We start from the raw sequence: 22,635 nt of genomic DNA, 5'->3' as shown, positions 1-22,635 counted from the left end.
TTATTTCTTCAATCCTACACCTGGAAATATAACTTTTTAGGATAAGCCTACTCCATACTGTTTATTCATTTTCCATTTGGGAACCTATAAAAGGAATTCTTGGGGCTAAAAAATAACCTGTTAAACAGGCAAAAAGGATGGGAATGAAATGTCCAAATCCAGTTAAGGTGGCCAATAATATTGTAGTACTCATGGGTGTTCTGGTAACACAGGCATTAATTGCCCCCATACAACTAACAATGGCCAAGGTAAGGTTGACTGATGGAAACAGTTGATGTATTATAAGACCTAAGGTAGCCCCTACAAAAAAAAGAGGAATAATGAATCCGCCTCTCCAACCAGCAGTAACGGTTATGGAAATAGCAATGATTTTAAAAATCAATATGGCAAATAACAGGGACAGTGAAAAATCACCTTCCAATAACTCATTAATTTCGTGATGTCCGAAGTATCTGGTAATTGGGAAATAAAAGGCAATTATTCCCAATAGAATACCACCGATAAGTGTTTTGATGAATATGGGTAGTGGCCTTTTTTCAAAAATTGATTTGAAAAATTTAGTGCAAAAAATGAACCCCCAACCGAATAGGGCCCCAATTATAGCAAATAATACAGCATAGGCAAAATCAAAAATACCCGAATATTCATAACCGGACAAATCCCACAATGGACCAAGTCCTAGATGAATAATAAAGGCAAATACCAAATAACTAAAACAACTTGCAACAAAGGCGGGGATAATTGCTTTGTAATACTCCACGGCATGTTTATGATGTAGTATTTCCAAGGAAAACAGGCTACCGCCCAACGGTGCCCCAAATAGGGCAGTAAATCCTGAAGCCATTCCTGCGATACTTAAAGACCTCAACTCTTCTCCCTTGAGTCGGAATAACTTGCCCATCCATGTACCTGTTGAACCTGTTACTTGTACCAAAGGGGCCTCTGGTCCGAGACTTCCTCCCGATGCTACGCACAATAAGGAGGAAAGTATCATGGAAGGATTGTTTTTTGGGTCGAGTTTTCCTTTGTTGAAACGGATGTTGTTGACAATTAAATGAATTTCTCCCGGGTCTCCGATAAAGTGGATAATCAAACCTGCCAAAAGTCCGCATATTGCCATTAGGGGAATTACTTGCCAACCTTCAAATAATGCCAGTTTCAGGGTTAAGAATTCCAGTGCAATCCAATAAATTCCAGCAATAATTCCGCCAATTAACCCAAGTAAGACCCATAATAAAAATGTTCGACTGAAAACAAAGGGGTTAAATCGGACAGGTTGGTCAAGAATATTTAAATAGGTGACTAATTTTCTTCTTCTCTTTAATTTCACTTTATGAGTCTATATTATGGGACATTGCACATGTTGGCAATTTGGGATCTTGGTTATAAAATTTTTTTGTTCCCTTTTTTCAACAGTCCTTTCTCTGGAACATTCATTGTTTCAACATTTTTAAAGCCGCATTTTCTATATGGTCCATCGTCATTTCGGCTGCCCATCCTTGTAAGAATAAGGAGTTCTGATTTATTATATTTTACAGAACATGAACCAAACCATTATCCACCACTAGGTGGCAGAAAATATTCTGCGGGGAGGCGTTTGCAAAAATAGTATAATTACCAGTATTCCCACGTAGTGGAATAAAAGATATTAAACCTCAGGGAAGCCTGTCTGCCGATTTAGGCAGGCCTGTCTGCCGACATAGGCAGGCCCTGAACCCAATATTAGGAATCGACCCTAGATCCCGCCAAAAAAGACGGGATTATTTCAACTTGCAATTTTAAGTGCGTCTTACCGAATTCCCAAAATTGAGTTTCACTAATAAAGACTCTTTAAATCTTTTGTTACAAACAGGATCGACTTTTATCATTACAACCCTAGTATGATAATTAAGGTTGCCCATAATTGAATACATTCTGGTTTTATGCGATAATTGTAAAATTTAATGATAATTATCATTTTCCATCTTGGTCCATAAACCTACCTTTTTCCGCTCATATTTACTTGTAAATTTTATGGAATTAATAGAGGGCATAAACCAATTGAGAAGTGGGAAAAATGCGGTAATTCTCGCACACTATTACCAACGGGATGAAATACAAAAAGTCGCAGATTATGTTGGTGATAGTTTGGGGCTTTCACAAAAGGCTGCTGAAACAGATGCCTCAATAATCGTATTTGCCGGGGTACACTTTATGGCAGAAACGGCGAAAATCCTAAATCCGACGAAAAAGGTATTGTTGCCCGACTTAGGTGCGGGGTGTTCGTTGGCCGAATCTTGTCCGCCTGAGTCATTTTCAACTTTCATAAAAGCACACCCGGAGCACTTGGTGATTACTTATATAAATTGTTCGGCGGAAATCAAGGCCATGAGCGATATAGTTTGTACTTCTTCCAATGCCCTAAAGATAGTGGAGTCGGTTCCTAAAGACAGGCCTATTATCTTTGCACCAGACAAGAATTTGGGACGTTACATCATTAAAAAAACGGGAAGGGATTTATTATTGTGGGATGGTTCCTGTGTGGTACACGAAGCTTTTTCCGTAGATAAATTATTGTCACTCTACAAGGAATATCCAGAATCAAAAATAATAGCCCATCCAGAATCCGAGGAGCATATTTTGGATCTGGCCACCTATATTGGTTCCACTGCCGGTATGATCAATTATGTTAAAAACCATTCCAATGAACAGTTTATTGTTGCCACGGAAGCCGGAATATTGCACAAAATGCAGCTGGAGGTCCCTTCTACCGTTCTTATTCCAGCACCGGCAGAGGAGGATAATACCTGCGCCTGTAGTGAATGTGCCTATATGAAAGTGAATACCCTGCAAAAAATTTATAATTGTCTTTTAGATGAAACACCACATATAGAGGTTCAAGAAGACTTAAGGAGACGGGCGCTGCAACCGATTCAAAGAATGTTGGAATTATCGAAATGAAATGGTATCAACAAATTATCTTGTTATAGGTTCCGGAGTTGCAGGATTGACGTATGCTGTGAAAATAGCCCAAAGGTTTCCCAATAGATCCGTAACTATTATTACGAAAGCCGATGAACAGGAATCCAACACAAAATATGCCCAGGGGGGTGTTGCTGTAGTAACGGATTTGGAAGAAGATTCTTTTCGGAAACACATTCATGACACCTTGGTTGCAGGAGACGGATTATGTGATGGGGCGGTTGTTGAAATGGTTATAAAGGAAGGTCCACCTCGCCTCAAGGAATTAATGCGCTGGGGTGCTAGTTTTGATGTCAACAAATCGGGTAAACTGGATTTAGGATTGGAAGGTGGACATTCTGAAAACCGTGTAGTTCACCATAAGGACATTACTGGATACGAGGTTGAGCGCGTATTGCTTCAACAAGTTCATAAATTACAGAATGTTACCATTTTACCCTATCACTTTGCATTGGATCTTATTACGGAACATCACCTTACTATTTCCGATCCCAAAAATATAACGTGCCTTGGCGCATATGTCATGGATCAAAAAACAGGGGATATATTTACCATAAGGGCCGATAATATTTTATTGGCATCCGGTGGTATCGGTCGCGTATATGGCAATACTACAAATCCATTAATTGCAACAGGAGATGGTATAGCAATGGCTTATAGGGCAAAAGCTGAAATTAGGGATATGGAGTTTGTGCAGTTCCACCCCACTGCTATGTACAACAACAAGGGTGGGCGCTCATTTCTAATATCCGAAGCGGTAAGGGGCTTCGGTGCCTTGTTACGGAGCAAGAGTGGCCATAGATTTATGCCGGATTATGACAAAAGGGCGGAATTGGCTTCCAGGGATATCGTATCCCAATGTATAGACGCAGAGATGAAGAAATCAGGAGACAAAATGGTCTTTTTGGATTGCACCCATTTGGATATCACCGAATTCAAAAATCATTTTCCAAATATTTACCAAGAATGTTTGGCCAACCATATCGATATTGGAAAGGATTGGATCCCTGTTGTACCCGCCTCCCATTACCTCTGCGGCGGCATTGTAGTGGACAGGCATGGAAAGACTTCTGTAGCCAACCTTTTTGCATGTGGCGAATGTTCTTGTACTGGTTTGCATGGAGCCAATAGATTGGCTTCCAACTCTTTGCTGGAAGCACTGGTATATGCCAATAATATTTATGAATATCAGGCTTCGAATTCTGTAGCGCCCAATAAGATTTCGATCCCTGATTGGAACGACCAAGGAACGACTGTCCCCAAAGAATATATTCTGGTGCAACACAATCTTGAGAGGCTGCAGAATCTTATGAGGGATTATGTGGGTATAGTTCGTAGTAATAGTAGATTGACCAAAGCTCTACAACATCTTGATTCAATTTATCTGGAGGTGGAGGAACTGTACAAAACGGTAAAAGTAAATACGAGACTATGTGAATTAAGAAATATGATAAATGTGGCGTATTTAATTATTCATCAATCCCTGAAACGTAGGGAGAATAAAGGAGGTTATTATAATATGGACAATGTGCGGACCAATACGGACAATCTACCAAAGAATCTATTATAAATGGAAACCACAATTTAAAAGTACTGATAATGGAAAATCAAAATAAAAATAATCTGCCACTTATTTATTCCTGTTCTGGGTGTAGCAATGTTGCACAATTGGCAAACGATATCGCCCTAAAAATCAACGCCGAGGGCATTGCCGAAATGTCCTGTATAGTAGGGGTCGGAGGAAAGGTAAGATCGCTCGTTAAAAAGGCTAGATCCAGCAGGCCAATAATCGTTATTGACGGTTGTCCCCTCCAATGCGCCAAGGAGTGTCTGAAGAACGTTAACATAGAACCCGATGAGCATATCGTGCTTACCAATTTTAGTCTAAAGAAAAAGTATTACGAAGAATTAAGGTTGGAGGAAGCAGGAGAAATCTACGAACAAATTGTGCACAGAGCCATTAATTTGTAATTAATTTTTTTGATGGTTGCTAGCAATTGTATCCGGTGACTGCCATGATAAGGGTATCAAACCGTGGGCTTATCGACAAAATTGATCTATACCGTCGTCCAAATTCAGTATAAATTGGGTGCCCCTAATAAGATCTTCCATCAAGTCCAGGGTACGCTCGTTCATTTTTAAACAAATATCGACCAACGGATTTGAACACCATATCTTATTACAGGCATTGCCTCCACAATCCTCACAAAAACAAGGTTCATGTGATTTTTGAACAATGCCCAATAAGTTCTGCAAATCTTCCCTGCTCATAAAAATTCCGATACTGTCTATTACCAATTGGATTTTACAATTCGGATTAGGGGAATTTTCCAGGTGATATGCCGCTCCATATATATTGCTGTAAATTAGTATCATGCCATGAATATAACTGCTGTAATAAGAATCGATTTTTTCATATCTAACTTTTTTTTGATGGTAAACAGCCCTTGGGCATAAACCCAAGGACTGTTGATCAACTAACTTAAACTAACTAATCAATTTTTTAAAAGCTATAGGTTATGGTAGCCCGTCCGTTGATTCCAGGTTCTGCCTGCCAATATAAATACGATCCATAATTGGCTCCGGCATAGAGGTATTCGTTCAATATATTGTTCAAATTAACCTGTACTCGCAGTTTATTGTTTTTCCATGATAGCGCTCCATCCAGTCGAATATAGTTTGGAAGGTCAGATTGGCTATCCGCACCCCATGCCCATGTGGAACGATCTACTTGGTACTGATAGCCCAATGAGGCCCCAAAACCTTTAAACTTGGAAGTCTTGGCAAAATTATAGTTGAACCAACCGTTGGTAACATGTTTGGCATGACCTGCCACCCTTTGTCCTATGACGCTTTCATCTGTATTCTCTGTTATCTCAACATTGGTGTTGGCATAGTTCAATACTAGATTTAGTTCCGGTGTAAGTTGGCCTTGCAGGTCAAATTCAATTCCCTTGGACTGTACCTCGCCCAACTGGATGGAAAAATCTGGATGTTCGGGATCTGTTACCAGCACATTTTGTTTTGTAATCTGGAAGGCTCCTAAGGAGGTTTTTAGCATACCATTAAAAAACGATTTTTTAATTCCCCCTTCAATATCATTGGCTTCAATGGGATTAAAGGTATCCCCGTTAAAGTCCACGCCATTGGCCGGTAGAAAGGATTGGTCGTACAATGCGTATGCCGTAAAGGAAGGTGCAATATCGGCACTTACACCTATCCTTGGTGAAAATTTGTTGTCCTGTTCCTCTTTGCCCCTGGTTACCAATTCGGTGTACCTACCTGCCAGGGTAATTCTAATTCTATCCTTCCATAAACCTATTTCGTCTTGGAGATAATAAGCCCTTAAGGTGTTGCCATTATAGGGTTCTCCCCCGTTTCGGTGTTGTATTGGAACCGATCGGTCGAAATTCAACGGAATTGAGTTGCCGTATATGGGATCATAGATATTAAAAGGTGTTTGGTCTATGGCCACAGTATTTGAAAAGTCGGCCCAGTAATTTTTTTGGGTATAATCAAAACCACCTAAAATGTTATGCGATATGCTTCCTGTTTTAAAGTTGCCATAGAGATAGGTCTGGAAGTATTTTCCCACTGAAAGTGCATCCCATTGGGTAACCCGTCTATCGGCATCTCCTTCATCGGTAACAGACCATGCCCAGAACGATTGGCCTTCTTGGTTATAACGTAGATAGGCAAATTGGGTTTCAAAACCCCAATTATTGGAAAAATCGTGTTTTAAGTTGGTGAAAAAAGACATCTCCTGAATTTCGGATGCAGGGTAATTGGTATCGGTAAACTTAAAATTACGGTCCAAGCTTGCATACCCATCGGCTACAGGGGCAAATATATATGCGGAACCAATATAACTTTGTGCGTTTTGTAGGTTAAGTTCGGTGGTAATCCTGGTTCGCTTGGAAAATTTGTATGTTAAGGCAGGAGCAACTCCCCAACGTTCAGCCTTTTCATTACCTCTGTGGCTGTCGCCATTTTGGTATAGGGCATTGAATCGGTACAGCAATTTGCCATTTTCCGAAAGTTTTCCTCCCAAGTCGAAGGTTCCCCTATAAAAATCAAAACTTCCAGCACTCACCGAAACATTTCCTATAAATTCTTCAGAAGGTTTTTTGGTCACAACATTATAAAACCCACCTGGTTCACCGGCGGACATCATAAAACCTGACGGCCCTTTTACAAATTCTACACGGTCTACAAAGGCCATGTCTTCGGATAAGGGGCCCCACGAATCTTGAACATTTACACCATTTCTAAAAGCAGGTAGTCTAAAACCACGCATATTGACCCTGGCAAAATGACCCCAATGTTCCAACATCGTTACCCCACTTACATTTCTGATCACCCCGTCCATAATACTGGTCGCCTGTTGATCCTGTAATAGGGCTGCACTGATGACCTGTATATTTTGGGGCAGTTTGACTATTTCGGTCTTTAATCTAAGCGATATTGAGGGTTCCTTAGTAATGTATTTGTTTATATGTCCTTCTACGATTACTTCGTCTAGTTGTTCCTGTTTTTCCTGCAGCACAAAATCGGGTAGTGTTTTAGTGGTATTGGCCGTTATTTCCACCTTAAATGATTGGCTCGTAAAACCTATATAGGTCGCCGTAATGGTATAACTTCCGGCCTCAATATTTTTAATTTGATATTCCCCCTTAGCATTTGTCATAGTTCCTATTCCCGAATCTGCTATCATGACATTTGCATTGGATATTGGTGTTTTTTCCTCGGTGACAACTTGGCCTTTGATGGTTGCAGTTTGGCCAAAAGTTCTCATTGCAACAAGGAGTAAAGCAATAAAGAATGTATTAATTTTCATTTGTTTTTATTTAGATTGATTAAAAATAGTGGCGCAAATATATCTTGGGGAAATAAACCACGCAAGTTTATTTAGAATTATTTTAAATAAAAATTGTGTTAAAATGTTGGCGAAATCCTTTTTTCTGAAGAAGTGTTTTATTGGGTTGATGCACTAAAAATTAATGGGGAAAAAGGTGTGGGATCGGCATCTTACCGTGAGCATTACCTGTCATTGTGGACTTATCCCCTATTCCAGATCATATTAGGGAAGTAGTATAAAAGCGTTTACGCCAAGGGGCCTCAGTTCGGCTTTTTGTTACGTCCGGAAGCGATTGAACCGAGCAGAAAAAATAGCTTGTAATTTTTATGGTAGGGGAATTTTAATATTGGGTTGGGCAATATCAAAACATTTCCTTACCGGGTATTTTCTCTACGAGAATATTGTTGCCCAAGCTGTCAAAGTAGGTACAGGTCATATTGGACATGCGCACTACCCATTTTAAAACACCTGAATGTGCTGCTTCTTTGCAAAAAGTTGAATAATCGCTGTTACCTTGTTGATGGGTTTTTAAGTAAGTGAGAAATTGTTCTTTATTGGGTGTTTTGGCAATGGATAAGGCATTATATTTTGGTAGTGATTTGATTTTGTAATCATTTTTACCAACATAGACGGTATGGCCATCCGTTACAAAAGTTTCGTAACGAATAACCCCTAACTCTTTTAGGTCTAGAATGTATTTAGGAAAGTCTGCCCCCGATTTTACTTTGCTATGGGCTTTAGTGATTTGTTCCAATGTGAGTTGTTGCTGTTGAGTTTTCACTAGATTTAAATTAAGTTACAGGACAAAGGTACATGGGTAGAAACCTCTGTAATTGTAAAAAATCGTTTTTCTACAGCAAGCGTTTGAAATTTTCCGGGGTTTCCCCCGTAAACTTTTTAAAGTCCTTAATGAAGTGTGCCTGGTCGAAGAAATTACGCTGATAGCAAACTTCAGTAAGCAATTTTGTTTCTTTTAGATTGTCTATTACCGCATTGAAACGCACAATGGAAGCAAATTTTTTAGCGGTCGTTCCAACCACCTTCCTAAATCGCTTTTCAAAAGCACTTTGGCTTATAAATAGATTTTTGAGCAACTCCTTTATTCGGATGGTTCCGTTGGTTTCATAGATGAGCCTAATGGCTTCAATAATTAATTTGTCTATTACTATGTCCTGTTGTTGTGAAACTAAAAACTGCTCAATTATTTTTATTCGTTCTTTGTCGGTGTTGGCAATTCCCAATTTATCCTTTACTTCAATTACACTGTTTTTACAGAAAACATCCTCCAGGGAAATACTTAAATTAAAAAGTTCGTTTGCCGGATGTGATGCAAAATGGGTATATCCGGTTTCTGTAAAATAAACCAATACAGTTCCTGTGTCGGCCGAATTCTTAAAGATCTTATAGCCATCCGAAATTCCTGTTATGCCCGCTGAAGATAGTGCTATCTCCGAATAGTCTTTTAAGTTGGTAAGTTTCCCTTTGTATTGAAATCCCATGACAAGTCCGGTGGACGGAAAAACTTTATATTGGTTTTCCATTGCATTCTCGGACACTACAAAATATTTGATGTAGGGTTTTAGTGGATCCGAGGGAAGATATTTGTCAAATCTCATTCCATTGTGTATTGATACCTGCTACTTTAAATTCGCCACCCTAAATCTTGGCCCTTTTCCAACCCCATTTTATACACTAATATAGTTTAAATTTTAAATCTTGGAGAATTAATGTTTTAGCATGGGCGTACCTATTAAACAGGATATTCCGGCCGTTTGGCGAATTTCTATTGGGTTAAGGTTCACTAGGCATACATTTAAATCCCAAGTAAAGGAAAATAGCAATTAATTGCAGATATTATTTGGGATGGATTTGAAAAATCGGGGATTTGATATTACAACACCGTACATAATGTCTGGTTGGAAATTGTCGATTTAATTTTAATTGGTATTGTAAATTAAAATGGAAGGAGAAACCTTGTGGATTATCGACGATGATATGGTATCACAGTTTGCCATGACCTACAAAATTGGACAATCGCATCCCAGCTACAAAATTACCACTTTTGATACGGTAGAAGAAGCCTTGGATAAGTTAAGAAAGTGCAAGGAAGGGCAAATAGGATTTCCCGACAAATTATTATTGGACCTTGGTTTGCCGGTCTTGGATGGATGGCATTTTCTGGGGGAGTTGGAAAAGATTGGCGGGAACGTTGGCCCGATCGACATATATATAGTTTCGGCATTTTCCAATTCAACGGACCGTAATCGCGCCAAATGTCATCCTTTGGTAAAAGACTATTTCCATAAACCCTTGAGTAAAAATGCCGTTGATAAAATTTTTACGGAGTGTAAAGATAACTGATGGTACAATTCCTGTTATTTGGTGTTGTTTACAAAAGAAATATGATCCTTAAAGGCTTGAAACTTAATCGCCATTATTTAATGGCGCCAATTTTGAAGTCGATCAAGATATAGATAACCTTCTACAAACTCCCTATGTTGGGGTCCGGTCATTTTTTCCAATAGGTTGAGAGCGGTAATATAACTCGCCAAATTGCCGTTGGAGGAACTAAATTTTCCGTCTTCGACAAATGTTATCAAACTGTCGTTCTGCACTTTTAGATTTGGATAATCCTTTTGTAACTGCTTGCCCCCTCCTATCCAGGTTACAATTTTAAATCCGTCGGCTATGCCCGATTTTCCTATTAATTGGGCTCCAGCACAATTGCTTACGGTATATAGTGTTTCCTTATTTTTCTCCCTTATAAAATCTACAATTTCTTCGTTATGCACCTGAGCGTACATGTCATAGGCACTTGGTATAAACAAGGCAGTGAGTTGGGGACAGTTTTCAAAAGTATAATCGGGAACAAACTGCATACCTTCTTCTGTTGTGATCGGATTGCTGGTTTCAGCAATGGTCACAACATTAAACAGCTGCTCTCCGTCCGAACTGGGTTTGGCAAAAACATCGGAGGTGGCAATGACTTCACTTTGTAGCACGCCGTTAAACATCAAGAGCCCAACAGTTGGCAATTCTGTTTTGTACGGTTTTAGGTGTTTCGTCAAGGTATCCGAGCTAATTTTTGGTTGCTCCAAATTAGCTGCTTTGGTACCGGATTTTGATTTGTCCATGTTACAACCAGCAAAAACGGCCAAAGTGATACATAATAAGTTAAAATGCTTTTTCATATGGGTTTAACGAATTTACTTTTTTTCGTTTGGTTTTATGATCATTCTAAAGTATTGATCTTTATAGATGTAGTAGCCAATCCAGTTTACCAAGGTGCGAAACCTATTTTTAAAATTCACCAATCCCATGATATGTACAAAAATCCAAATGAGCCACGCTATAAAACCTTTTATGAAATACTTTTCCTCCGGCAAATCAAAAACGGCCTTATTCCTGCCAATAATTGCCAATGAACCTTTGTTTTTGTATTTGAAAGGCGTCCACTTGCCTGGTTCTCCCTCCAAATTATGGGCTAGGTTTTTGGCCTGTTGTATTGCTGGTTGGGCCAATTGGGGATGGCCTTCAGGATAGTCCTTATCCCCAAGAACCAACGCACTATCCCCCAATGCATAAATGTTATCGTATCCATTGACCAGATTAAAACTATTTGTTTTTAATCTTTTTCCCTTTCCAAAACTGTCCAAGGAAAATCCAGTAAATGCCTTTGCCGTTACCCCCGCTGCCCATATTAAATTTTTGGATTCAATGCTGCTGCCGTCCGATAGGAGAACAACATCATCCTGGAAATCTTTTACCAAACAATTGAGTTTTATTTCCACACCCAATTCCATTAGCTTAGTGTGTGTATATTTTTGTGAATTTTTTGACATGGTGCTCAAAACGGTATTTTGCCCATCTATCAGATAAATTTTCCCTAAATCACTTTCGTTCAATTCAGGATAATCTTTCTTTAAAATGGAGGGTTTCATTTCGGCCAAAATACCGGATAGCTCTACCCCTGTTGGTCCGGCCCCCGCAATTACAAATGTCAATAACTTTTTTCGCTCTTCCGGGTCCTCATGTCTTGTAGCCCGGTCCAAACGGGTAAGTATAGTGTTTCGTAGGGTCAGGGCATCACTTATGGTTTTCATGGGCAAACTATATTTTTCAATATTTTTGTTGCCGAAAAAACTACTTTCCGTACCCGTGGCCATGACTAAAATGTCATAGTGCAATTCTCCATTGCTCAACAATATTTTGTTTTCACCGGGAACCACCTCCATTAAGCTTCCGAGCCGAAAGCGCACATTTTTAAAATTCCTCAATATTTTTCTGAAAGGGTAACTAATGGCGGAAGGTTCCATAAACCCTGTGGAGACCTGATAGATTAATGGTGGAAAAAAATTATAATTATTTGCATCCACCAAAATGGTGTTGTACTTGGATGAATTTCCAATGCCTTTGATCAATTCCAAGCCTGCAAAACCTCCCCCTACAATTACGACCGTTTTTTTCATTGTGTCCAATTTAGGATACAAAGGTCTTGGATTCTTCCCTAATAATACTTGAACTGGTTCAAGAAATATTTTTTCTTTTTAATTTACTTATATATTCCGTAGACAATCCTAAAAAACTTGCCACTAAATATTGGGGGATATTGTTTACAAAATCAGGAAAGGACTCCCTAAATCTAAAATAGATATCCTCCTTGGAATAAATAAAAAGATATTTTATACGGTTTAGGGAGGCACCGTATGCAGTTTGATATATTTTTCTGAAATAGGTTTCCATTTTTGGAAATCGCAGCAGTAACTCCTCTTCTTGGCTACGCCTTAGGTGAAGTATGGACGAGGCTTTGACTGCTTGAATATAGCACTCGGAATCGCTATTGTTATGATAGGCCAAATAATCTGTAATCCACCAATTCTCGATGGCAAATTGTAAAGTTTGTTCTGCTCCCCCCTCCTCTACTATGTACAGTTGAAGACATCCACTTAAAACAAAGTAGTGACCAAGGGATTGGCCTCCAGGTTGGTAAAGTAGCTCTTTTTTTTTGACCTTTTGCTTCTCGAAAAACATAGCTATTTCCTGAAACTCTACTTGGTCAATAGCGGTATACCTATTGATATGCTCAAATAATTTTTGCATATTATTTATTACATCGACCAAAGTTAGTAATATTACTTCGTATTCTTTGATTCATATTGAGTTTTCCCGACTAGCCTATAAACCTAAATTTAGTTGGGGCCGTTATGGATTGGAACCTAAAATACCGGGTATCTCAAGCGGTTTTGATTACCATCCTGTGTAAACCGATATTTAACTTGGGATATTTTGTTGCCCAAATAATTTACATTGCGGTTATGGATATGGTAATCCATGAATAATACCCTTAAAACACAGAAAGGAATTGGTTTTTTCATTTTATCAATTTTTAGCTATTACTGAAACCAATAACAACGCAAAGTTAAACTTGGTTTTATATCCACGATAATTGAAAATAAATTATGTCTTTTTAATAGTTGTTTATTTTATAGGATTCCCTTCACTTGGATTTTTTTTTAAAATAAACCGCTTTAAAATGCAATAGATTAAAAAACTTGCGTCTTCTTTAACAAAGACCCCTTAAAATAGGTTTTAACAATTTGGAATCAGAAAACAGTACAAAGCTGAAAGATTTTTTCGGAAAGGAATATGATTCTCTCAGGAGGTATGTGGCCACAAAAATAAGTGACACTGCCAATCGGGATGCAGAAGATATTATCCAGGATGTTGCTTTAAAACTATTTTCAGGGGCGGATAGATATGCACCAATAAATAATGTAGCGGGATTTGTCTATAAATCAATAAGAAATAGAATTATCGATGTAATGCGGACTACAAAAAATACCAATTCCGTGGACATGGATAACAATCTAGTGGACTTGGTAGATGTAATGCACCAAGTGGCCAATAGCTATTCCTCGGAGGAAACGGTGCTGTTATTAAAAAAATGTATAGATCAATTAAAACCTGTGTACAAGGACATTATCATCGCTGTTGACTTTGAAGGGTATTCCTATAAGGAAATATCCAATCAAACCGGGATTTCTACAGGTACGCTAATGTCCAGAAGACATAGGGCCCTTGGAATACTTTATACAAAAATTGAACAAAAAATAATTAGATAAACTTAAAATCATTGAACCATGACAAATTTTTTCACTCATAAATTCAGGAAAAAATCCCCTATTAAAATTATAGGCATGATTTTTTTTGGCACCATTGCCATCGTAGGATTGGCCATTTTATTTGGTTTTGTTTTAATGTGGTTATGGAATTGGTTAATGCCGGAACTATTTGGATTGACCACAATAACGTATTGGCAGGCTGTGGGGCTGTTCATTCTTTTAAAGATACTTCTTGGAGGGTGCGGTGGTAGCGGTAAGAAAAAATCCTCCAAACATTCCGGAAGGGCATGTAAAAAGGAATCAGGGACCGATTTCTCAAAATGGAAACACTATGATAAATTTTGGAAAGAGGAAGGTAACAAACACTTCAAGGACTATTTAAATAGACAGTCCAATCCTCCGCAGCAGAACGACCCAAAGTCAGATTTGGAATAATAAATGGTATTAAACCTCAGGGCAGGCCTGTCTGCCGACAAAGGCAGGCCCTGAACCCAATAATAGGAATCGACCCTAGGGTCGAGGTATTAAACCTAGATCCCGCTGAAAATGGCGGGATTAGTTCAACTTGCAATTTTAAGTGCGTCTTACTGACTTCTCAAAATTGAGTTTCACTAATAAAACTTATTATAATGGAATTGCTCATATTTCAAACAGATATAAAATCTAAAAAAAAGGTAAAATCCCTCAAACCGGTATTAAATCATCATAGTGATATTATTAATTGGTCCATAGACCTTGAGGACATAGACAACGTTCTAAGAATTGAGGCCACTTCTAATCTATTGGAAGAAGAAGTGATCGATTTGGTGAAAGTTAAAGGCTTTTACATTAAAGCACTGTCGGACTAGGAATTTAAGGAATAGACCATATAGACTCTAATAATTATCTACCGAGTTAGGTTTGCTTACCTAAATTTGTTACGTATACAGTAATGACAGGTCTAAAAAAATCCCAACCCGGTATATAAATAAAGTAATTAATTCAGTACCCGTATTGGTCGCTTGTTGGGTTCAACTATTTTTTTTCTAATTACAAAGTCGCCAAAATGCTCCTCCCTTAACCTGTCCTTTGCATAGGCCACAATAATTGGTTCCAGTTCCCTTAGAATGTCTTCTTCAGATAACATTTCCTTGTATAGGGAATTCAATCGGTCACCGGTATGGCTCGCTCCCAAATACATGTTGTATCTCCCAATGGCCCTACCCACAAAACCTATTTCTCCCAGTGATGATCGCGCACAGTTATTTGGACATCCTGTCATCCTGATGTTGATTTCTTCCTTACCTAGACCATTATTTAGCATCATAACTTCCAGTTTATCAATTAGGGAAGGGAGGTAACGTTCTGCTTCGGCAAAAGCCAATCCACATGTGTTCAAGGCTACACAGGCCATAGAGCTCTTGCGTAGTCCTGTAAGTTTGGGATGGTTATTAACGCCATTCAGTTCCAATATAGTTTCAATATCTGCCCTTTTATCTTCCTCTACATTTCCAATAATGAGATTTTGGTTTCCTGTTAAGCGGAAATCCCCTGTGTGGATTTTGGCAATTTCCCTGATGGCCCTTTTCAATCGATAATCACTTTCATCCCTAATCCTCCCATGTTCTACAAACAAGGTATAGAACCATTTGTTGTTGATGCCTTTTAGCCATCCATATTCATCTCCATTTGATTTAAATAGATAGGGTTTAGGTTTTGGGAGGTTCCAACCCAATCTGTTTTCAAGTTCCGAAACAAACCATTCCAAACCCCTGTCGTCTATGGTATGTTTTAATCTCGATAATTTACGGTTAGATCGGTTTCCATGATCCCTCTGTATGGCAATAACGGTTTTAGCTACCTCAAACACCTTTTCTTTAGGGGCATAACCAATAACATCGGCCAGTCTTGGATAAGTTTCCTGAACCCCGAAGGTACTTCCCAATCCTCCTCCTACACAAATATTGAATCCTATCACTTTATTGTTTTCCTCAATGGCAATGAGACCAAGGTCGTTGGCAAAAACATCAATATCATTATTGGGCGGTATGGCTATGGCTATTTTGAATTTCCGCGGAAGGTAAGTGTGATGGTACAAAGGTTCGAAATCCGGCGTTCCCGCCACTTTCTCCTTATCTAGCCAAATTTCATGATACGCAGTTGTTTTAGGAAGAAAATAATTGCTTATTTCCCCTGCAAGTTTGTACACTTCATCATGAATAGGTGACTGATAAGGGTTCGGATTGCACATAACGTTCCTGTTTACATCTCCACAGGTAGCTAGGGTGCTCAGCAAGGTATCATTGACTGCCTGTATAGTGGGTTTCAGACCTCGTTTTAATATCCCGTGAAATTGAAATGACTGTCGGGTAGTTAATTTAATAGTACCATTGCCGTAGGTGTCGGAAAGTTCATCCAGGGTCAACCATTGTTGAGGGGTAGTTACCCCTCCTGCCGCTCTTACCCTAACCATAAACTGGAACAGGGGTTCCAATTTCTTCTGCTTTCGTTCACTCTCCGTGTCCCTATCGTATTGCTGATACGAACCGTGGTATTTTATTAGCTTAACATCATCGGGAAGTAAAGCCCCGGTCAAAGGATCTTTAAGGCTGTCCTTTATGGTTCCCCTGAGAAAATCGCTCTTGTCCTTGATATGTTCATCTTCCGATAATTGTTTGTCATTCAACTGTTTTTCCATAAAAATAATTTACGGCACATTACATTGCACCTAGAGTTACCCTAATAAATATCTGCTTGATATCGATTGGCAATTTGAAGATTTTTAACATATTCCTCTGCCTTTTCAATTGTGATCCCCCCCTGTTGTTGAATAATTTGCTTTAAGGCAATATCTACGTCCTTAGCCATTTTTTTCGCATCACCGCAGACGTAGAAATGTGCTCCATTTTCCAGCCACTCAAACAATTCCTTGCCGTTCTCCAACATTCTATGCTGTACATAGTGCTTTTGTTCCTGGTCTCTGGAAAAGGCAACATCTGCTTTGGTCAACACCCCTTCCTTCAAATATTGTTGCCATTCTGTTTGATACAGAAAATCCGTAGTGAAATTGCGATCGCCGAAGAAAAGCCAGGAGGGTCCTTTTTTTTCCAATACTTCCCTTTGTTGCATAAACGCCCTAAAGGGTGCCACCCCAGTTCCCGGACCAACCATGATTATGGGAGCTTCCGGATTTTTAGGAAGCTTAAACCGGGTATTTTTATCCACAAAGATTTTTACCTTGTCCCCTATCTCAAGCCTATCTGCAAGGGTCGATGAACATTGTCCGTCTTTATTTCTCCCAAATGCATTATAGCGTACAACGGACACCAACAGATGAACTTCATCCTCTACCACTTCCTGTGCCGAAGCAATGGAATACATTCGTGCATTATTTTTTCGCAAAACAGAAATCAACTCTTCTGAAGTTAATTTATAGGGCTCCTCGCTTATTAGATCCAAGAAATCACGCCCTAAAAGGTATTCCCGAAGTGCATTTTTGTCCAGAAGTATTTTCTTTAACCCCTCATTGCCGGTTAATTCGGCATAGTCGGAAAGAGTGTTTTTTGATAGTGGGGTAAGTTCATAGTTATATGTAAGTGCGTTATATAAGGATTTGCTGCCGTCAAAGGTGTCCACCTCTACCTCCCCTGATAAATTGGTGGACTCCAAAACCGACTTTACAAGTTGCGGGGGATTGGCTCCATATACCCCCAATGCATCGCCAGGCTCATATTTAATTCCAGATCCCTCCAAATCCAGTTCCAGGTGAATCGTTTCTTTGGAAGACCCTTTTCCATTTAGATTGATCTTCTCCAGAATGGTGGCTTCAAAAAGATTTTTTCTGGAATATGGGGATCCGTTGATAGCCTTATTCGGAAGCTCTTGAATTTGGACTGTCGAATTTTGGCCATTGCTCTCCACGATGGTACCTAGAAACTTCTCTTGCCATGCCTCAGCCTCCTCAGTATAGTCTACATCGCAATCTTGGCGAGGAACAATTTTCTGGGCACCCAATTTTTCCAGTACAGTATCAAAATCCTTCCCGGTCTGGCAAAAGTCAACATAACTGCTGTCACCGAGGCCCAAAACTGAAAATTGTACGTGGGCGAGGTTCGGCGCCTTCTTGCTGTGTAGGTAATTGTAAAAGTCCTCGGCCTGTACCGGGGGTTCCCCTAATCCATGGGTACTCACGATTATTGCCAACTTTTTTACGCCCTTGAGTTCCCTTGTTTTGAAGGAAGCCATATCAGAAATCACAGTATCAATTCCCATGTCCTTGGCCCGTGCAAGGAGGTTCTTGGCCAAGGCTTCACTATTACCTGTATGGCTCCCGTAAAGGATATGCAGTTTTACTGCTTTAGGTTCATGATCAACATTCGATTCCGAACCTATGGATAGACTACTCGCGGTGGCTTTATTCAAAGAGGTTTGGATAATCCCCTCAAAATACCCACTAAGCCATTGTAGTTGTCCGGAATCGAGTCCGGACAATGCTATATCAAGTTTTCCTGCTTGCTCATCGTTAAACGGCCCCCTATCCAATCCTTTTTTAAGTTCCATACTATTGAATAATTTAAATTATTTGTTAGGTTGGGGAGTATATCTCAAATAAGGTTTTATAACGCGATGACCTTTTGGATATTTGGCTTCGACCTCTTCTTGTTTAACTCCTGGTGGAATAATTACGTCCTGTCCAACTTCCCAATCCACTGGAGTGGCAACATTGTGATCTGCAGTAAGTTGTAGGGAATCGACCACCCGAAGAATTTCGGTAAAATTTCTCCCCGTAGAGGCAGGGTAGGTTATAATTGCCTGTACCTTCTTTCCTGGACTAATAAAATACACAGACCTTACAGTGGCAGAGGTAGATGCATTTGGGTGGATCATATTATACAGGGTCGATACATTTTTATCGGTATCCGCTATAATGGGGAAATCAACGTTACAGTTTTGGGTTTCGTTGATGTCCTTTACCCAGCCATTGTGCGAATCCAGGTCATCAACACTTACCGCAAGTACCTTGGTTTTTCTTTTTGCAAATTCTTCCTTTAACTGTGCGGTCCTACCTAGTTCCGTTGTACATACAGGGGTGTAGTCTGCCGGATGTGAATATAGTATTCCCCAACTGTTTCCCAGCCATTGGTGAAAATCTATTTCCCCCTCTGTGGTCTGGGCATTAAAATTTGGTGCATCGTCTCCAATTCTCAAACTCATAGTTATATATATTTAAAATTAAAATTCCAAACAGCATGTCAGAGTTAGTGCTGTCTTTCCGGTACAAATCTACAGGGGTTTACTCCCAATTGCCAATTGAATATATTAATTTACAATAACCTCAGGTTATAGGGTTCTAATAGGAAAGCGTGATATTTGAATAAAAAAATAGGCAATATAGGCGAATACAAAGGTTTGGTATTTGCTTGATTTACAAAACCAAATAATTATATATTATGGTTTCGACTTAAAAATTGCATCAATAATGCCGACAGACCTCCTTCGGGACCTTGGGGCGTTATAAAGTAGAAATGCCTATGGATAGGGAGTTTTTTTATTTCTATAATCTTCAATGCACCACTTTTAAGTTCCTTTAAGACGGCATGTAGGGAAACGAATGCCATGCAATCCGAGTGTTGTAGATAGGATTTAATGGCTTCGGTACTGCCTAATTGCATTTCCACTTTAAGGTCGGCCAAGCGGATTCCTTTTTGCCTTAAGGCATCGGCAACCACTTCCAAGGTTCCTGATCCAGGTTCTCTTAAGAGTAAGGGTATCTCTTTAAGGTTTTCCGGTCTTATCTCTTCTTTTGAGGATAATGGATTTTTACTGCCGCATACCAGTACGATCTCATCTTTTAAAAATGGGGTATAGTGGATTTCACGTCTTTTGGATTTGCCCTCCACAACTCCAAGTTCTATATTCTTTTTAAGAAGGGCTTGCTCTATTTGTTCCGAATTGCCACTTAGCAGCTCCACCTTCACATCTTGGTGAATGCTGTGGAACCTGGCTAGGAGCGGAGGTAATATGTATTGCGTAATGGAAGTGCTGGAGCCAACATGTAAAACCCCTTTAAAGGCCTCATTGAACTGGTTTAGGTCAAATTCTATTTGCCGGTAGATCTCCTGAATGTTCTCGGTATGTTTTAGAAGTACTTCTCCTGCGGGTGAAAGCACGACCCTATTCCCCCTTCTATCAAAAAGCGCAAGATTAAATTGACTTTCCAGTTCCTTTATATGTTTGGTTACTGCAGGTTGGGATATCAACAATTCTTCCGCGGCCTTAGTAAAATTAAGCCTTCTAGCAACAGTGTAAAAAACTTTTAGACGAAAATCGAACATATACAATATTACTCATATTTTTAGAACGGAAAGCCCAATAGGGAAAATTCTGGTTGCAACCCTATAAGATTGCCACGAGATCTTGATGGCGACAGCAACGAAAAATAATCACAAAGCATTACCACTGAGTTACCAATGAATAAGGTTTTATACTTCAAAAAAGGGGGTCCAAAATGGATTCTTTAAGCCTCCCCTTGTTCCATAAATTCTTCCAAACGACGCTCCGGCATTAGCCAGATAATTGCAACTGTAACAAAACAAGTAATGGATAGCCAGGTGTTTAGGTATGCCAATGGTAATGCCAAGATATACAAAGTTGTAGACAGGTAAACCTTCCATTTCACTTTGGGCAGTCTGTTTAAAGCGAAGTGGTCATCATGATACTTGATCAATACCCCTTCTAAAATAAAATAGGCGACCGCACACATTAATAGGATAAAACCATAGGTGGCAACGGGTAAAGACTCTTTGTAATGGTGATGCTCTCCTACCCAACTGGTGGTAAAGGGTATCAAGGACAACCAAAATAACAAATGTAGATTGGCCCAAAGGATCTTGCCGTTTACTTTTTGCGTTACATGCATTAAATGGTGATGGTTGTTCCAATAAATGCCTACATAAATAAAACTCAATAAATAACTAATGAAGACAGGGGCCACTTTTATGAGTTCGCTTAAATTTACTTCTTCCGGCGCCTTCATTTCCAAAACCATTATGGTTATAACGATGGCCAAAACCCCGTCACTAAAAGCTTCCAATCTTCCCGTTTTCATATAGTTTACTAGTTTGGTCGTTATAATTATAAGTACTTAAAGTACCATTTCCTCCTATTTAATTAGCATTTGCCTATTACTTTTAATAACCAAGACCCAATTATTTTGACTTAAATGGTCTGGTAGGTGGTAATGGTACCCGTATGGTTTCATTTGGAACCTTAGGGAAACTATCGTTTCTCCAATCTGACTTAGCCTTTTCAATCAAAGCTTTATCCGAGGATACAAAGTTCCATTCAATAAATCGTTCCTCAGGAAATGCCTCACCACCAAATATGTAAACTGTTGTATTCGCTTCCATTTCGAAAGAGCATAAGTTGCTATCCTTGGCTATTAGAATCTGTTTGTTTTGATAGGTGTTACCTTCAGAAGTAATGGACCCTTCCAAAATATACAAGGCACTTTCACCAAAAAGATGTTCACCTATAGTAACAAGTTTTGCCTCCTCGGATTTAACTTCTATAAAATAAAGTGGACTGTAAACCGGCACTGGAGAGCTTTTGCCAAAAGCGGTCCCGGCAATTAATTTAAAGCTAATACCATCACTTTCCCAAGTAGGCAAGCTGCGGGCATCCAGATGTACAAAAGACGGTTCGCATTGTTCATTTTCCTTAGGAAGTGCCACCCATATTTGCAGCCCATGTATTTTTTTTGCTTTAGGCCTCAAATAATCAGGGGTTCTTTCTGTATGGACAACTCCCTTCCCTGCGGTCATCCAATTTACCGCCCCTGGTTTTATTTCAACTGCAGTGCCCAGACTATCCCTGTGGAAGACCGAACCCTCAAACAAATAGGTAAGCGTTGATAGGCCAATATGAGGATGCATGTCCACATCCATATTCTCATTGGGTTTTAGATGTGCAGGCCCCATATGATCAATAAAAATAAACGGTCCTACCATACGCTTTTGTCGGAATGGCAATAAACGACCTACCATAAAATTGCCGATGTCGGCAGCGCGCTCTTCAATAATGAGGTTTATATTGGACATGGTCTCTTTTGGGTTATTCCCTTCAATAGGGATGATATCAATCAGTTAAAATATATTTTTTATTATTTGTACCACCTCTAAAGTTATAAAAAAAGCTTCTTGCTTAAAACTCTTTTTCCCATAATACCTAAATCCTTCCATGGGCCGGTCCATTCATTATAAATTCTGATGGGATTTGGGATTTATTGAACCATGAGTATGAATATGATAACTATAAGCTCGATAATAAAAAAAGTAGCAACACCCAAGATAGGTATTTGGGGGTAGATCTTACTCGACCCGATGTTGAGGTTTCAACCAAATCGGATTTTAGCACTACTGTTTCTGGTTATAACAAGAAGGAAGTTAGTGGAATTTCTGTTGCCGTAAGTAGCTTGACCACTAAAACCAAGTGTTATGTTAGGGTTTATACCGTAAAAGGTACCGATGTGTCCAAACCATCTGCCGTTAAGGAAATTACAACTAGTTGATTGTTTTAGAGTGCTTTAGTAAGGAGGCTGTCTAAAAAGGCAGTCTCTTTTTTTTGTTTATGATTTTAAAAAAAGTATCGATTTTCTTATCTTAATGGTATGAAAAGCAATGTCGTTTGGAAGACCAATAATCAGACGCAATTGAG

General features: G+C 39.3%; 23 protein-coding genes. 8 read left to right on the top strand and 15 right to left on the bottom strand.

Annotated features, from left to right (window positions below; translation table 11 throughout):
- Positions 1-61 precede the first annotated feature (61 nt).
- On the bottom strand, positions 62-1,330 hold the full coding sequence (locus tag QSE00_RS15560; RefSeq protein WP_286106637.1) for a chloride channel protein: 1,269 nt from the start codon (positions 1,328-1,330) through the stop codon (positions 62-64).
- Between the two features lie 683 nt (positions 1,331-2,013).
- Here QSE00_RS15560 and nadA point away from each other — a divergent pair.
- Genes nadA through QSE00_RS15545 form a run of 3 tightly spaced genes read left to right on the top strand, consistent with a single transcriptional unit; the run spans position 2,014 to position 4,932 of the window.
- Positions 2,014-2,940 carry a quinolinate synthase NadA gene (nadA, locus tag QSE00_RS15555; protein ID WP_286106636.1) on the top strand — a complete coding sequence of 309 codons (927 nt, stop codon included), beginning with the start codon at positions 2,014-2,016 and terminating at the stop codon, positions 2,938-2,940.
- Position 2,941: 1 nt separating this feature from the next.
- Positions 2,942-4,531 carry an L-aspartate oxidase gene (gene nadB / locus QSE00_RS15550; RefSeq protein ID WP_286106635.1) on the top strand — a complete coding sequence of 530 codons (1,590 nt, stop codon included), beginning with the start codon at positions 2,942-2,944 and terminating at the stop codon, positions 4,529-4,531.
- 29 nt (positions 4,532-4,560) lie between these two features.
- The gene (locus QSE00_RS15545) at positions 4,561-4,932 is read left to right on the top strand and encodes a putative zinc-binding protein (RefSeq protein WP_286106634.1); all 372 of its coding nucleotides are present in this window, start codon (positions 4,561-4,563) and stop codon (positions 4,930-4,932) included.
- A 69-nt stretch (positions 4,933-5,001) separates the two neighbouring features.
- Here QSE00_RS15545 and QSE00_RS15540 read toward each other — a convergent pair whose 3' ends face one another.
- From QSE00_RS15540 to QSE00_RS15525, 4 genes are all read right to left on the bottom strand, one after another.
- A complete protein-coding gene (locus QSE00_RS15540) occupies positions 5,002-5,337 on the bottom strand; it encodes a hypothetical protein (RefSeq protein WP_286106633.1) in 336 nt (111 codons plus the stop codon).
- Positions 5,338-5,464: 127 nt separating this feature from the next.
- Positions 5,465-7,798, bottom strand: a complete 2,334-nt coding sequence (locus QSE00_RS15535; protein ID WP_286106632.1) for a TonB-dependent receptor — start codon at positions 7,796-7,798, stop codon at positions 5,465-5,467.
- A gap of 382 nt (positions 7,799-8,180) precedes the next feature.
- Positions 8,181-8,600, bottom strand: a complete 420-nt coding sequence (locus tag QSE00_RS15530; protein WP_286106631.1) for a DUF1398 domain-containing protein — start codon at positions 8,598-8,600, stop codon at positions 8,181-8,183.
- Positions 8,601-8,670: 70 nt separating this feature from the next.
- Positions 8,671-9,435, bottom strand: a complete 765-nt coding sequence (locus QSE00_RS15525) for a helix-turn-helix domain-containing protein (RefSeq protein WP_286106630.1) — start codon at positions 9,433-9,435, stop codon at positions 8,671-8,673.
- 343 nt (positions 9,436-9,778) lie between these two features.
- On the opposite strand from QSE00_RS15525, the gene QSE00_RS15520 reads away from it, so the two are divergent.
- Complete coding sequence (locus tag QSE00_RS15520; RefSeq protein ID WP_286106629.1) at positions 9,779-10,180, top strand: response regulator; 402 nt, start codon at positions 9,779-9,781, stop codon at positions 10,178-10,180.
- Positions 10,181-10,257: 77 nt separating this feature from the next.
- On the opposite strand, the gene QSE00_RS15515 is transcribed toward QSE00_RS15520, so the two are convergent.
- The 4 genes from QSE00_RS15515 to QSE00_RS15500 form a co-directional block, all read right to left on the bottom strand.
- Positions 10,258-11,010 (bottom strand): DJ-1/PfpI family protein, encoded by a 753-nt coding sequence (locus tag QSE00_RS15515; protein WP_286106628.1) that lies wholly within the window; start codon positions 11,008-11,010, stop codon positions 10,258-10,260.
- Between the two features lie 15 nt (positions 11,011-11,025).
- Positions 11,026-12,288: an NAD(P)/FAD-dependent oxidoreductase gene (locus QSE00_RS15510; protein WP_286106627.1), complete on the bottom strand. Its 1,263-nt coding sequence runs from the start codon at positions 12,286-12,288 to the stop codon at positions 11,026-11,028.
- Between the two features lie 58 nt (positions 12,289-12,346).
- On the bottom strand, positions 12,347-12,919 hold the full coding sequence (locus QSE00_RS15505) for a Crp/Fnr family transcriptional regulator (protein WP_110355450.1): 573 nt from the start codon (positions 12,917-12,919) through the stop codon (positions 12,347-12,349).
- A 116-nt stretch (positions 12,920-13,035) separates the two neighbouring features.
- A complete protein-coding gene (locus QSE00_RS15500; RefSeq protein ID WP_286106626.1) occupies positions 13,036-13,194 on the bottom strand; it encodes a hypothetical protein in 159 nt (52 codons plus the stop codon).
- A 222-nt stretch (positions 13,195-13,416) separates the two neighbouring features.
- Between QSE00_RS15500 and QSE00_RS15495 the strand changes: the two genes are divergently transcribed.
- From QSE00_RS15495 to QSE00_RS15485, 3 genes are all read left to right on the top strand, one after another.
- Complete coding sequence (locus QSE00_RS15495; protein ID WP_110355451.1) at positions 13,417-13,941, top strand: RNA polymerase sigma factor; 525 nt, start codon at positions 13,417-13,419, stop codon at positions 13,939-13,941.
- 75 nt (positions 13,942-14,016) lie between these two features.
- A complete protein-coding gene (locus QSE00_RS15490; RefSeq protein WP_258364786.1) occupies positions 14,017-14,376 on the top strand; it encodes a hypothetical protein in 360 nt (119 codons plus the stop codon).
- A 194-nt stretch (positions 14,377-14,570) separates the two neighbouring features.
- Positions 14,571-14,789 (top strand): hypothetical protein, encoded by a 219-nt coding sequence (locus tag QSE00_RS15485; protein ID WP_110355453.1) that lies wholly within the window; start codon positions 14,571-14,573, stop codon positions 14,787-14,789.
- Positions 14,790-14,917: 128 nt separating this feature from the next.
- Here the strand turns inward: QSE00_RS15485 and cysI are convergent, their stop codons facing one another.
- The 6 genes from cysI to QSE00_RS15455 all read right to left on the bottom strand — a co-directional run bounded on the left by cysI (position 14,918) and on the right by QSE00_RS15455 (position 22,019).
- Complete coding sequence (gene cysI, locus QSE00_RS15480) at positions 14,918-16,618, bottom strand: assimilatory sulfite reductase (NADPH) hemoprotein subunit (RefSeq protein WP_286106625.1); 1,701 nt, start codon at positions 16,616-16,618, stop codon at positions 14,918-14,920.
- A gap of 41 nt (positions 16,619-16,659) precedes the next feature.
- Entirely contained in the window at positions 16,660-18,480 is a 1,821-nt protein-coding gene (locus tag QSE00_RS15475; protein WP_286106624.1) for an assimilatory sulfite reductase (NADPH) flavoprotein subunit, read from the bottom strand.
- A gap of 18 nt (positions 18,481-18,498) precedes the next feature.
- A complete protein-coding gene (locus QSE00_RS15470; protein WP_110355456.1) occupies positions 18,499-19,134 on the bottom strand; it encodes a peroxiredoxin in 636 nt (211 codons plus the stop codon).
- A 227-nt stretch (positions 19,135-19,361) separates the two neighbouring features.
- Complete coding sequence (locus QSE00_RS15465) at positions 19,362-20,255, bottom strand: LysR family transcriptional regulator (protein WP_286106623.1); 894 nt, start codon at positions 20,253-20,255, stop codon at positions 19,362-19,364.
- A gap of 182 nt (positions 20,256-20,437) precedes the next feature.
- Positions 20,438-21,028: a TMEM175 family protein gene (locus QSE00_RS15460; protein WP_286106622.1), complete on the bottom strand. Its 591-nt coding sequence runs from the start codon at positions 21,026-21,028 to the stop codon at positions 20,438-20,440.
- 100 nt (positions 21,029-21,128) lie between these two features.
- Positions 21,129-22,019: a pirin family protein gene (locus QSE00_RS15455; protein ID WP_286106621.1), complete on the bottom strand. Its 891-nt coding sequence runs from the start codon at positions 22,017-22,019 to the stop codon at positions 21,129-21,131.
- A 185-nt stretch (positions 22,020-22,204) separates the two neighbouring features.
- On the opposite strand from QSE00_RS15455, the gene QSE00_RS15450 reads away from it, so the two are divergent.
- Positions 22,205-22,489 (top strand): hypothetical protein, encoded by a 285-nt coding sequence (locus QSE00_RS15450; RefSeq protein WP_286106620.1) that lies wholly within the window; start codon positions 22,205-22,207, stop codon positions 22,487-22,489.
- Positions 22,490-22,635: the final 146 nt, after the last annotated feature.

This window comes from Arenibacter flavimaris, assembly GCF_030291335.1.
Taxonomy (GTDB): Bacteria; Bacteroidota; Bacteroidia; order Flavobacteriales; family Flavobacteriaceae; genus Arenibacter.
The sequence above is the reverse complement of the archived record's forward strand: the minus strand, read 5'-3'. Positions and strand labels throughout refer to the sequence as shown.

Bases quoted from the DNA above. Each gene is read 5' to 3' on its own strand.
- nadA (WP_286106636.1), top strand. From the start codon at position 2,014: ATGGAATTAATAGAGGGCATAAACCAATTGAGAAGTGGGAAAAATGCG.
- QSE00_RS15490 (WP_258364786.1), top strand. From the start codon at position 14,017: ATGATTTTTTTTGGCACCATTGCCATCGTAGGATTGGCCATTTTATTT.
- QSE00_RS15455 (WP_286106621.1), bottom strand. From the start codon at position 22,019: ATGTCCAATATAAACCTCATTATTGAAGAGCGCGCTGCCGACATCGGC.
- QSE00_RS15515 (WP_286106628.1), bottom strand. From the start codon at position 11,010: ATGAAAAAGCATTTTAACTTATTATGTATCACTTTGGCCGTTTTTGCT.
- QSE00_RS15525 (WP_286106630.1), bottom strand. From the start codon at position 9,435: ATGAGATTTGACAAATATCTTCCCTCGGATCCACTAAAACCCTACATC.
- QSE00_RS15465 (WP_286106623.1), bottom strand. From the start codon at position 20,255: ATGTTCGATTTTCGTCTAAAAGTTTTTTACACTGTTGCTAGAAGGCTT.
- QSE00_RS15540 (WP_286106633.1), bottom strand. From the start codon at position 5,337: ATGATACTAATTTACAGCAATATATATGGAGCGGCATATCACCTGGAA.
- QSE00_RS15535 (WP_286106632.1), bottom strand. From the start codon at position 7,798: ATGAAAATTAATACATTCTTTATTGCTTTACTCCTTGTTGCAATGAGA.
- QSE00_RS15470 (WP_110355456.1), bottom strand. From the start codon at position 19,134: ATGAGTTTGAGAATTGGAGACGATGCACCAAATTTTAATGCCCAGACC.
- QSE00_RS15510 (WP_286106627.1), bottom strand. From the start codon at position 12,288: ATGAAAAAAACGGTCGTAATTGTAGGGGGAGGTTTTGCAGGCTTGGAA.
- QSE00_RS15505 (WP_110355450.1), bottom strand. From the start codon at position 12,919: ATGCAAAAATTATTTGAGCATATCAATAGGTATACCGCTATTGACCAA.
- QSE00_RS15520 (WP_286106629.1), top strand. From the start codon at position 9,779: ATGGAAGGAGAAACCTTGTGGATTATCGACGATGATATGGTATCACAG.
- QSE00_RS15460 (WP_286106622.1), bottom strand. From the start codon at position 21,028: ATGAAAACGGGAAGATTGGAAGCTTTTAGTGACGGGGTTTTGGCCATC.
- QSE00_RS15500 (WP_286106626.1), bottom strand. From the start codon at position 13,194: ATGAAAAAACCAATTCCTTTCTGTGTTTTAAGGGTATTATTCATGGAT.
- QSE00_RS15545 (WP_286106634.1), top strand. From the start codon at position 4,561: ATGGAAAATCAAAATAAAAATAATCTGCCACTTATTTATTCCTGTTCT.
- cysI (WP_286106625.1), bottom strand. From the start codon at position 16,618: ATGGAAAAACAGTTGAATGACAAACAATTATCGGAAGATGAACATATC.
- QSE00_RS15475 (WP_286106624.1), bottom strand. From the start codon at position 18,480: ATGGAACTTAAAAAAGGATTGGATAGGGGGCCGTTTAACGATGAGCAA.
- QSE00_RS15485 (WP_110355453.1), top strand. From the start codon at position 14,571: ATGGAATTGCTCATATTTCAAACAGATATAAAATCTAAAAAAAAGGTA.
- nadB (WP_286106635.1), top strand. From the start codon at position 2,942: ATGGTATCAACAAATTATCTTGTTATAGGTTCCGGAGTTGCAGGATTG.